The organism is Micromonospora sicca (assembly GCF_003172935.1).
GTDB lineage: Bacteria > Actinomycetota > Actinomycetes > Mycobacteriales > Micromonosporaceae > Micromonospora > Micromonospora sicca.
Genome location: NZ_QGKS01000233.1, coordinates 1 through 10,848 on the forward strand (window position 1 = coordinate 1; position 10,848 = coordinate 10,848).

The 10,848-nt window shown below is 74.1% G+C and carries 10 protein-coding genes and 1 pseudogene; 1 reads left to right on the top strand and 10 read right to left on the bottom strand.

What is annotated here, in order from left to right:
• From DKT69_RS16335 to DKT69_RS16375, 9 genes and pseudogenes are all read right to left on the bottom strand, one after another.
• Positions 1-252 (bottom strand): annotated as a pseudogene (locus DKT69_RS16335) (MFS transporter); the annotation flags it as partial.
• A 139-nt stretch (positions 253-391) separates the two neighbouring features.
• Positions 392-1,270, bottom strand: coding sequence for a zinc metalloprotease HtpX (gene htpX, locus DKT69_RS16340; protein WP_109802406.1), 879 nt, complete (start codon positions 1,268-1,270; stop codon positions 392-394).
• 126 nt (positions 1,271-1,396) lie between these two features.
• Positions 1,397-2,890 carry an NADH-quinone oxidoreductase subunit N gene (locus DKT69_RS16345; protein ID WP_109802407.1) on the bottom strand — a complete coding sequence of 498 codons (1,494 nt, stop codon included), beginning with the start codon at positions 2,888-2,890 and terminating at the stop codon, positions 1,397-1,399.
• 37 nt (positions 2,891-2,927) lie between these two features.
• Positions 2,928-4,430 (bottom strand): complex I subunit 4 family protein, encoded by a 1,503-nt coding sequence (locus DKT69_RS16350; RefSeq protein WP_109802408.1) that lies wholly within the window; start codon positions 4,428-4,430, stop codon positions 2,928-2,930.
• A gap of 202 nt (positions 4,431-4,632) precedes the next feature.
• Positions 4,633-6,585, bottom strand: coding sequence for an NADH-quinone oxidoreductase subunit 5 family protein (locus tag DKT69_RS16355; protein ID WP_109802409.1), 1,953 nt, complete (start codon positions 6,583-6,585; stop codon positions 4,633-4,635).
• Positions 6,582-6,983 (bottom strand): NADH-quinone oxidoreductase subunit NuoK, encoded by a 402-nt coding sequence (gene nuoK, locus DKT69_RS16360; RefSeq protein ID WP_109802410.1) that lies wholly within the window; start codon positions 6,981-6,983, stop codon positions 6,582-6,584. Before nuoK ends, DKT69_RS16355 begins: the two co-directional genes overlap by 4 nt.
• Positions 6,980-7,531, bottom strand: coding sequence for an NADH-quinone oxidoreductase subunit J family protein (locus DKT69_RS16365; protein WP_109802411.1), 552 nt, complete (start codon positions 7,529-7,531; stop codon positions 6,980-6,982). Before DKT69_RS16365 ends, nuoK begins: the two co-directional genes overlap by 4 nt.
• Entirely contained in the window at positions 7,528-8,118 is a 591-nt protein-coding gene (locus tag DKT69_RS16370; RefSeq protein WP_109802412.1) for a NuoI/complex I 23 kDa subunit family protein, read from the bottom strand. The genes DKT69_RS16365 and DKT69_RS16370 overlap by 4 nt, the downstream gene beginning before the upstream one ends.
• Positions 8,119-8,206: 88 nt before the next feature.
• Entirely contained in the window at positions 8,207-8,638 is a 432-nt protein-coding gene (locus tag DKT69_RS16375; RefSeq protein WP_109802413.1) for an ester cyclase, read from the bottom strand.
• A gap of 108 nt (positions 8,639-8,746) precedes the next feature.
• Here DKT69_RS16375 and DKT69_RS16380 point away from each other — a divergent pair, with 108 nt between their 5' ends.
• The gene (locus DKT69_RS16380) at positions 8,747-9,793 is read left to right on the top strand and encodes a glutathione S-transferase family protein (RefSeq protein WP_109802414.1); all 1,047 of its coding nucleotides are present in this window, start codon (positions 8,747-8,749) and stop codon (positions 9,791-9,793) included.
• Between the two features lie 10 nt (positions 9,794-9,803).
• Here the strand turns inward: DKT69_RS16380 and nuoH are convergent, their stop codons facing one another.
• Complete coding sequence (gene nuoH / locus DKT69_RS16385; RefSeq protein ID WP_109802415.1) at positions 9,804-10,766, bottom strand: NADH-quinone oxidoreductase subunit NuoH; 963 nt, start codon at positions 10,764-10,766, stop codon at positions 9,804-9,806.
• Between the last annotated feature and the right edge of the window lie 82 nt (positions 10,767-10,848).

Here is a 10,848-nt window from a genome sequence, read left to right on the forward strand (position 1 = left end):
GGCCAGCAGTACGGGGGTGGGGCCGACCCGGTCGGCGACCCGCCCGGCGACCGGGCTGAGCGCGGCGCCGCAGAGCGCGTAGAAGCCCCCGGCGACCGCGGCGAGGGCGTACCGCCCGGTCACCTGCTCGACGACGAGCAGCAGCGCCAGCGGGGTCATGCCGATCCCGAGCCGGCCGATGATGCCGAGGATCAGCAGCATCGGCGCGCCGGGGATCCGCCAGACGCCCAGGTACTGGCGCAGTGCGGCCACGGTCGACCTCCGACGGATGTAATGGGTGAGAGACGTTTCGACCCTAACGCCGGGCAGGACGGGAGGGAACCGGTTTGTGCCTCGACACACGACTCCGCCCGCGTCCGGACCGGACGCGGGCGGAGGTTGTCGGCGTGGGTCAGCGCTGGAACTGCACCGGACCGCTGTTGGCGGCCATCTGCTCCAGCCGGGCGACCCGCTCCTCCATCCTGGGGTGGGTGGAGAAGAGCGCCGCGATGCCGCCGCCCCGCTTGAACGGGTTGTCGATCATCAGGTGGGCGGTGCTGGTCAGCTGCCCCTGCGCCGGCAGCGGCCGCGCCTGGGTGCCCATGTGGATCTTCCGGAGCGCGCTCGCCAGGGCCAGCGGGTCCCGGCTCAGCGCCGCACCCGACTGGTCGGCCTGGAACTCCCGGCTCCGGCTGATGGCCAGCTGGATGATGGTTGCCGCGATCGGGCCGAGGATCAGGGTGAGCAGCAGCACGGCCGGGTTCGGGCCGTCCTCGTCGTCCGAGGAGCCCAGCGGGATGAACCAGGCGATGTTCGCCAGGAAGGTGATGATTCCGGCCAGCCCGGCCGCCACGCTGGAGATCAGGATGTCCCGGTTGTAGACGTGCGACAGCTCGTGTCCGATCACCCCGCGCAGCTCGCGGTAGTCGAGGATCTCGGTGATGCCCTGGGTCACGCAGACCGCCGCGTGCTGCGGGTTTCGTCCCGTGGCGAACGCGTTCGGCTGCGCGGTCGGGCTGACGTACAGGCGGGGCATCGGCTGCCGCGCCTCGGTGGCCAGCTCACGCACCATCCGGTACAGCTCAGGGAACTCTGCCTCGCTGACCGGTTGCGCCCGCATCGAGCGCAGCGCGAGCTTGTCGGAGTAGAAGTAGGTCACGCCGTTCATCAGCAACGAGGCGACGACGGCGAAGACGAGGCCGCCGCTCCCGCCGAACCAGTAGCCGACCGCGAGGATCAGCGAGGTCAACAGGCCGAGCAGCGCTGCGGTCTTCAGACGGTTGTGATGCACGATCGCTCCTTCGGTGCGCGGACCCGCACAGGAATCCGCTGACCGGTTCAACAACCCGGTACCCGTCAACCATCCTGCTCATGACTGAGAGTTGCCTGAAAAAGGCTGTGCGCCGGCTGCGCCGGATCAGCGGGCGACCAGGTCCAACAGGAGTTGCGGGGCGAAACCGACCACCACGGCCACCAGGGTCGCGACCGCCAGGGCCAGCCCGACGCTCGTCGCCGGGCGGGCGCCGGCCGGTCGGTCCGCCCCGGCGGGGCGGGCGGCGGCGTCCGGGGCGGCCCAGAGGCCGGCGGCGAGGCGCAGGTAGTAGGCGAGGCCGAGCACCGCGTTGACCGCCACCACCAGGGCGAGCCAGCCGGCGTGGCCGTCCAGCAGCGACCGGACCACCGTCACCTTGGCGAACAGCCCGGCCAGCCCCGGCGGCAGCCCGGCCAGCCCGATCAGCGCGAGCGCGAACGCGCCCCCGACCCACGGGTGCCGGCGGGCCGCCCCGCGCAGGTCGTCCAGGGTGCCGCCGTCGGCGTCCGCCGGGCGCAGGGCCACCACCGCCGCGAACGCGGCCAGCTCCAGCACCACGAAGAAGATCGCGTACGCGACCGCGGCCGCGTACGCCCCGGCGCGGGCGTCGGCGGTGCGGCCGGCCGCCAGCGCGAGCGCGCCGAGCGGGGCGAGGATGTAGCCGGCCTGGGCCACCGAGGACCAGGCGAGCAGCCGGACGGTACGCCGCTGGCGCAGCGCCACCAGGTTGCCGACGGTCATGGTGAGCACGGCGAGCAGGGCCAGCACCGGACCGGTGACGGTGGCCGGCAGCGCCCGCTGGACCACGGCGAGCAGGGCCACCACCCCGCCCAGCTTCGACGCGGTCGACAGGTACGCGGCCACCGGCAGCGGCGCGCCGTCGTACGTGGCCGGGGCCCAGGCGTGGAACGGCACCGCCGCCACCTTGAACGCCAGCCCGAGCACCACCAGCGCCACCGCGACCGTGGTCAACGGCAGGTCCAACAGCTCCGGCCGCTCGGCGAGGGTGGCGCCGAGCCGGTCGAGGTGCAGCCCGCCGGTCACCGCGTAGAGCAGCGCCGCGCCGAGCAGGGTCAGCGTGGTCGCCACCACGCTGACCACGAAGAAGGTCACCGCCGCCTCGGCGCTGGCCAGGCTGCCCCGGCGCAGGCCGACCAGGACGTAGAGCGGCAGGGTGAGCGTCTCCAGCGCCACGATCAGGGTGATCAGGTCGCCGGCCGCGCCGAGCACCACGCCGCCGGTCATCGCGCAGGCGAGCAGGAAGCAGTACTCCCCCACCGGCGTGCGGCCGGCCCGCAGCAGCGGCCCCGACAACGCCAGTACCCCCAGGGTGAGCAGCGCGAAGACCGCCGCGACCAGGGCCGCCCGGCCGTTGAACAGCCAGGAACAGTCACCGCCCACGCAGAAGGTGCGCCGCTCGCCGCCCGCCCCGACCACCGCCGCGCCCACCGCCGTGGCGACGGCGCCGACGGCGGCCACCGCCACCGTCGCGGCGGCCCGGGCCACCAGCAGGTCGGCCAGGAGCACGACCACGGCGGTGCCGGCGGCCAGGTACGCCGGCAGCAGCGCCACGTTGTCCACGCTCTGCACCAGGCTCACGCCGCCACCCCGCCCCACCGACGAATCCGGGACCCGTTCACTTGAGCACCCCCACCAGGGCGTCCACCGGGCCGGTCGCGTAACCGAGCACCAGCGCGGGGGCCAGGCCGACGGCCAGCGCGAGGAGCACCAGCGGGGCCCACGCGGTCAGTTCGGCCCCGGCCAGCCCGGGCGCCAGCCGGCCCACCGCCGGACTGGGTCGCCCGTGGGTGACCTGCCGCAGCAACCGCAGGAAGTACGCGGCGGTCAGCGCCCCGCCGAGCGCGGCCAGCACCGCCAGGGTGACCCAGAACCCGCCGCCCCGCCGGACCGCCGCCACCACGGCGAACGCCTCGCCCCAGAAGCCGGCCAGCCCGGGCAGCCCCAACGAGGCGACCGCCGCGAAGCCGAGCAGCCCGGCCAGCCGGGGCGCGGTCTCCCGCAGCCCGGACAGCTCGGCGAGGGAGCCGGTGTGGGTACGGTCCTTGACCGCCCCGGCCAGGAAGAAGAGCAGGCCGGTGATCACCCCGTGCGCGATGTTGCCGATCAGCGCCGCCTCGATGCCGGTGGCCGTGAGCGTGGCCACCCCGAGCAGCACGAAGCCCATGTGCCCGACGCTGGAGTACGCGATCAGCCGCTTCAGCTCGTCCTGCGCGAGGCAGACCAGCGAGCCGACCAGGATCGCGGCGACGGCGAGCACCCCGAGCACCGGGGCGGCCCAGCGGGCGCCTTCCGGGGCCACCCCGACCGCCACCCGGATCAGGCCGTACGTCCCCATCTTGAGCAGCACCCCGGCCAGGATGACGCTGCCGACGGTGGGCGCCTGGGTGTGCGCGTCGGGCAGCCAGGAGTGCAGCGGCCAGAGCGGACTCTTCACCGCGAACGCCAGCGCCAGCAGCGCGAACGCGGCGAGCTGCGTGCCCCGGGACAGCCCGGCCCCGCCGGTCAGCGTCACGAGGTCGGCGGTGCCGGCGGCGGCGACCACCACGTAGACGCCGACCAGCAGCAGCACCGAGCCGAGGAGCGTGTAGAGGACGAACTTCCGGGCCGCCCGCCGCCGGTCCTCGCCGCCCCAGCCGGCGATGATCGCGTACATCGGGAGCAGGACGACCTCGAAGAAGACGAAGAACAGCACCAGGTCGAGGGCGAGGAAGGTGCCGAGGATGCCCACCTCGACCACCAGCAGCAACGCGACCAGGGCCCGGCCGCTGCCACCGTCGGGCACCCGCCACAGCGTGTACCCACAGCAGAGCAGGGTGAGCAGGGCGGTGAGCACCACCAGCGGCCAGGAGATCCCGTCCACCCCGAGGTGGAAGCGCAGGTCGAGGCCGGGCACCCAGGGCAGGTCGAGCTGGTGCCAGGGCTGCACGGCGGGACGGGGCCCGTAGCCGAACCAGCCGTGGTCGCCGCCGACCAGCGGCACGGTGGCGAGCAGGGTGAGCGCGGCGGCGACCACCCCGGTCAGCCGGGCCGCCCGGTCGTGCGGGACGGCCGCCACCGCGACCGCGCCGAGCGCCGGCACGGCCAGGACCGCGACCAGCAGAACCTGCCCGACGCTCACGGTGTCACCTCAGTTCGCGACTGCGGGGCTCGCAACACCGGCTCACTCCTCGCGCTCACGGTGTCACCTCAGTTCGCGACTGCGGGGCTCGCAACACCGGCTCACTCCTCGCGCTCACGGTGCCACCTCAGTTCGCGACTGCGGGGCTCGCAACACCGGCTCACTCCTCGCGCTCACGGTGCCACCTCAGTTCGCGACGCGCTCACGATGCAACCCCGATCAGTGCGACGGCGAGGCCGATCAGCAGCGCGCCGGCGAGTACGCCGGCCGCCGCGCGGGGCAGGGCCGCGCGGTGCAGCGTGGCCAGGCCGCCGCCCAGACCCACCGCGGCGTGGCCGCTGCCCTCCACCAGGCCGTCCACCCCCAGCTCGTCCCCGGTCCGCGCGGCCCGGGCGAGCGCGTTCGTCGGGCGTACGACGAGGGCGTGCTGGACGTCGTCGAGCCGGAACGCCCGGGCGAAGACCGGCCGGAGCGGACCCAGGAAGCGGGCCGGGTCGGCGGCCGAGTCCCGGCGCCAGCCCGCCCACGCGACCCCCGCGCCGGCCAGCAGGAGGGCCAGCGGGAGCAGCACCGCCGCGCCCAGGTGGGTCAGCGAGTCGCCGAAGTCGGTCAGCTCCGCCTCGGTGGCGGGCGCGAAGATCCGCCCGATGAACGGCCCCCAGAACCCGGCCAGGCCGAGCAGCGCGGCCGGGACCGCCAGCACCAGCACCGGCCAGCGCATCAGCGCCGGCGGGTCGTGCGGGTCCGCCAGCGGGATCCGGGTGGCGCCGAAGAAGGTGCGCAGCAGCAGGCGGGTGGCGTACCAGGCGGTGACGGCGACGCCGAGCAGCCCGGCCAGCCAGACCAGCCAGCCGACCCACTGCGGCGTCGGGCCGGCGCCGTCCAGCGCGGCGGCCTCGGCGGCGGCGAGCACGCCGTCCTTGCTCCAGAAGCCCGACAGCGGTGGCACCCCGGCGAGCGCGCCGAGACCGACCACCGTGCACCAGAAGGTCACCGGCATGCCCCGCCGCAGACCCCCCATCCGGGACATCAGCGTGGTGCCCACCGCGTGGATGACCGCCCCGGCCGCGAGGAAGAGCAGCGCCTTGAACGCGGCGTGGCTGAGCAGGTGGAACAGCGCCGCCGTGGGCGAGCCGACGGCGAGGGCCCCGGTCATGTAACCGATCTGGGAGACCGTCGACCAGGCCAGCACCCGCTTGATGTCGTCCTGCGCGGTGGCCGCGAACGCGCCCAGCAGCAGGGTGATCGCGGCCAGCACGCCGAGCACGGTCAGCGCCACCGGGGCGCGCTCGAACAGCGGGAAGAGCCGGGCCACCGCGTACACGCCGGCGGCGACCATGGTGGCGGCGTGGATCAGCGCGGAGATCGGGGTGGGGCCGGCCATCGCGTCGGGCAGCCAGGTGTGCAGCGGGAACTGGGCGCTCTTGCCGGCCACCCCGGCGAGCAGCAGCAGGCAGGCGGCGGTGAGCGTACCGGTGGAGTAGGGGTGGGCGAGCACGTCGGCGATCTTGAAGCTGCCGGCGGAGACGCCGAGCAGCGCGATGCCGAGCAGGAAGCCCACGTCGCCGACCCGGGTGACCAGGAACGCCTTCACCGCCGCGGCGGGCGCCTCGGGCAGCCGCCGGTCGTGGGCGATGAGCAGGTACGAGCAGATGCCCATCACCTCCCAACCGACCAGCAGCAGGATCAGGTCGCCGGAGACCACCACGACCAGCATCGCGGCGGTGAAGAGACTGATCTGCGCCGCGTACGGCGGGTAGCGGTGGTCCACCTCGACGTCGTCGTGCGGGCCGCGCTTCAGGTAGGCGATCGAGTAGACCTGCACCGCCAGAGCGACCGCGGCCACCGCCGTGGCGACCAGCACGGCCACCCCGTCCAGCCGGTAGCCCAGCGTCACCCGCAGCCCACCCAGGTCGACCCAGGTGGTCGAAGCCTCGACCGGGTGGTCCACCCGGGTCAGCAGCGCCAGCGCGACGAGCAGCGCCCCGGCCGCACCGGCCACGCCGAGCGCGATCGCCACCCGCCGGGCCCGGTCCTCGCCGGTCGCCGCGCCACGCGGCGACGGCGGCAGGAGCAGCCCCACCAGGCCGGCGGCCAACGGCAGGCCGGGCAGCAGCGGTACGAGCGGCGCCAGTCGCCCGATGCCCTCGCTCATCCCCGCACCTCCGGCCCGTCGACGCCGCCCGTGGTCCCCGCGGCGGACCGGTCGGCGGCCACCCCGGCCACGCCGGCCGGCACGGGCGTCGGCGCCTCGGTCAGCGGCACCTCGTCCACCGCGACGCTGGCCCGCAGCCGGTAGAGCTGGAGCACGATGGCCAGCCCCACGCCGATCTCGGCGGCGGCGAGCACGATCACGAAAAGCGCGAAGACCTGCCCGGCGTGCGGCAGCTGCGCCCGGACCGTGGTGTCCGCGGTGACCAGGATCAGGTTCACCGCGTTCAGCATCAACTCGACGGCCATCAGCACCAGCACGGCGTTGCGGCGGCGCAGCACGCCGAAGACGCCCAGGCCGAACAGCAGCGCGGCGGTGACGTAGGGGACGACCGGCCTCACGCGCGCCCACCCTCGTCACCGGCGGCCGGCGTGGCGGACCTGACCGGACCGGGCCGCCCGATGTCGGGGCGGGAGAGCACGATCGCGCCGACCAGGGCGGCGAGCAGCAGCACCGACAGCACCTCGAAGGGCAGCACCCAGGAGCGGAAGACCTGCTCGCCGAGGCGGTCGGCGGTGCCCGCCGTGGGCAGCTCCACCCGGGACCAGCGGAACGCGTCGACCAGCAGCACGGCCAGGCCCAGCCCGCTGCCGCCGCCGATCAGGGCGGCCGGCCAGCCCGGCCGGTCCAGGTCGTCGGAGGCGCCGATCGGCGCGCGGGTCAGCATCACCGCGAAGAGCAGCAGCACGACCACCGCGCCGACGTAGATCAGCACCTGCACCCAGGCCACCAGCTCGGCGGTGAGCACGAGGTAGTCGCCGGCCAGCGCACCCAGGCAGACCACCAGGTAGAGACCGGCCCGGACCAGGTGCTTCGTGCTCACCACCAGCACCCCCGCGCCGACCGCCACCGCGCCGAGGGCGAGCAGCAGCAGGTCCGCACCCGTCATGGGGCCGTACCTCCGTCGGCGGCGGGGCCGGGCTCGGGGCGTACGGCGGAAGGGCGGGCCGGGGCCGCGGCCTTGCGCGCGGCGGTGGTCTCCTCCTTGGAGGGATCGCCGTGCGGGTCGTGCGCGGGTGGCGCCGGGACGGTGGCCATCCACTCGCCGAGGTGGTCCTTGTCGTGCAGCAGGTCCTTGATGTCGTGCTCGGCGTACTCGAACTCCGGGGACCAGTAGAGCGCGTCGAAGGGGCAGACCTCCACGCAGATGCCGCAGTACATGCAGAGCGAGAAGTCGATGTCGAACTTGTCGAGCACGTTGCGCTGGCGGGGGCGGGCGGCGCCGGGCACCGCCACCTCCTCCTTGTGCGAGTCGATGTAGATGCACCAGTCCGGGCACTCCCGGGCGCAGAGCATGCAGACGGTGCAGTTCTCCTCCAGCAGCGCGATCACGCCGCGGGAGCGGGGTGGCAGCTCGGGGGCGACGTCCGGGTACTGCTGGGTGGTCGAGCGGCGGGTCATCGTCTTCAACGTGACCGCCAGCCCCTTCACCAGCCCTTCGCCGGGCATGCCGCTGCGCTCACTCATGCCGCCCATCCTGCCCTGCGCCCTCGGCGCGCGCGACCACCACCCGGCTCTTACCGGCGGTACGGGGATCGTGGGGAGAACGACTCCGCCGACCGGATCAGGCCCCGGGGTCGGTGACGCCGGGCAGCGGGGGCAGCATTTCCACGCCGAGCTGCTGGAGGACCTGGAACAGCTCGTTGACGCTCCACACGTCGAGGATCCGGCCCGTCTCGTCGAAGCGCAGGAACGTCGCCCCGGAGTAGCTGACCACCCGCCCGGTCGGCGGCACCGGGCCGAACTGGCCGGCCTGCGTGCCGGCGGCCCGCCAGTGCACGGCCACCCGGTCCCCGGCCGCCACCAGCTCGACGACCTTGTAGCGCAGGTCTGGGAAGGCCGCCCGCCGGTCCCGGTGCCAGGCCAGCGTCGCCGCCGGTCCGGTCCCACCCAGCCCCGGGCAGTCCTCGGCGATCAGTTCGTACGCCGTCTCCTCGCGGCCGGCGTTCCACACGTCGGCGATGAAGCGTCGGGCCGCCGCCTCCAGATCGGTCACCGCGGCAGCGTAGCCCCGCGTCGCGTCGGGGCTGCCCCGGGACCCGGGAGCGACCATGATGGGAGTCGGACGCCGGCGTGACCGGCGGGGCGATGGCGAGGAGGCGGCGTGGGCGCGGACGACGACGAGATCCTGGAGCGGACCGGCGGGAAGTACGTCGAGCCGGGCGGCGAGTTCACCCGGGACCAGCGCTATATCGCCACCCGGATCACCGCCGACGGCCGGGACGGCTGGCCGGTCGAGCCCGGCCGGTACCGGCTGGCGGTCAGTCGCGCCTGCCCCTGGGCGAACCGGCTGATCATCGTCCGCCGGCTGCTCGGGCTGGAGGACGCCATCTCGATGGCGGTGGCCGGGCCGACGCACGACAAGCGGAGCTGGACCTTCGACCTGGACCCGGGCGGCCGGGACCCGGTGCTCGGCATCGAGCGGCTGGCCGAGGCGTACTTCAAGCGGTTCCCGGGGTACGAGCGCGGCATCACCGTGCCGGCGCTGGTGGACGTACCGACCGGGCGGGTGGTCACCAACGACTACGCGCGGATGAGCCTGGACCTGTCGACCGAGTGGACCGCGTACCACCGCGAGGGGGCGCCGGAGCTGTACCCGGAGCGGCTGCGCGACGAGATCGACGAGGTCAACGCGGTGGTCTTCGCCGACGTGAACAACGGCGTCTACCGGTGCGGCTTCGCCGGCAGCCAGGAGGCGTACGAGAAGGCGTACCACCGGCTCTTCGACCGGCTGGACTGGCTGAGCGAGCGGCTGGCCGGGCAGCGGTACCTGGTGGGCGACACGATCACCGAGGCGGACGTGCGGCTGTTCACCACGCTGACCCGCTTCGACCCGGTCTACCACGGCCACTTCAAGTGCAACCGGCAGAAGCTGGCCGAGATGCCGGTGCTCTGGGCGTACGCCCGGGACCTGTTCCAGACCCCGGGCTTCGGCGACACGACCGACTTCGACCACATCAAGCGGCACTACTACGAGGTGCACCGGGACATCAACCCGACCGGCGTGGTCCCCCTCGGCCCCGACCTGTCCAACTGGCTCACCCCGCACGACCGCGAGCAGCTCGGCGGGCGTCCCTTCGGCGACGGCATCCCGCCTCCGCCGCCCCCGCCTGCCGAGCGCGTCGACCCCGCCCACACTCCACTGCGCTGACCCGCCCCGCTCAGAGGGCGAGGCGGACCGCGGCGGTGAGGACGAGCTGGGCCAGGGCCAGGGGGACCAGCACCAGCCAGCAGAGGCGCTGGAGCTGGTCCTCGCGGAGCCGGGGGTAGGACACCCGCAGCCAGATGATCACGAAGGCGACGGCGAAGACCTTGAGCAGCGTCCAGAGCCAGCCGAGCTGGGCGTCCGCGAACGGCCCCTGCCAGCCGCCGAGGAAGAGCACGGTGGTCAGCGCGGCGATCACCACGATGCCGACGTACTCGGCGAGCAGGAAGAAGGCGAAGCGCAGGCCGGTGTACTCGGTCATGTAGCCGAAGACCAGCTCCGAGTCGGCGACCGGCATGTCGAACGGGGGCCGCCGGATCTCCGCCAGCCCGGCGACGAAGAAGATCACCATCGCCGGCGCCTGCCAGAGCAGCCACCACGGCCGCCACGCCTCGACGATGCCGGAGAGGCTGAGCGTGCCCGCCGCCATCGCCACCGACGCGGCGGCCAGCACCAGCGGCAGCTCGTAGCCGAGCAACTGGGCCGCGCCGCGCAGGCCGCCGAGCAGGCTGTACTTGTTGGCCGACGCCCACGCCGACATCAGCACCGCCACCACGCCGATGCCGACCACCGCGAGGACGAAGAAGAGGCCGATGTCCAGCGGCTGCCCCACCAGGTCGCCCGGGCCGAGCGGGATCACCAGCAGCGCGAGCAGGTACGGCACCAGCGCCACCGCCGGGGCCAGCCGGAAGACGGCCCGGTCCGCGTCGCGCGGCGTGACGTCCTCCTTCTGCACGAACTTGATCCCGTCGGCGATCAGCTGCGCCCAGCCGTGGAAGCCGCCCGCGTACATCGGGCCGAGCCGGCCCTGCATGTGCGCCATCACCTTGTGCTCGACCTGCCCGACGACCAGCGGCAGGGTGAGGAACGCGACCAGCACGCCGGCCACCCGGAGGACCAGCTCCAACCAGGTCGGCATCAGGCCTTCCCTTCCTCGGCCGTGGGCTCGGCACCGGCCGCCGGCTCGGCGTGGCCGGGCCCGGTCGGGCGCTCACCGGGGG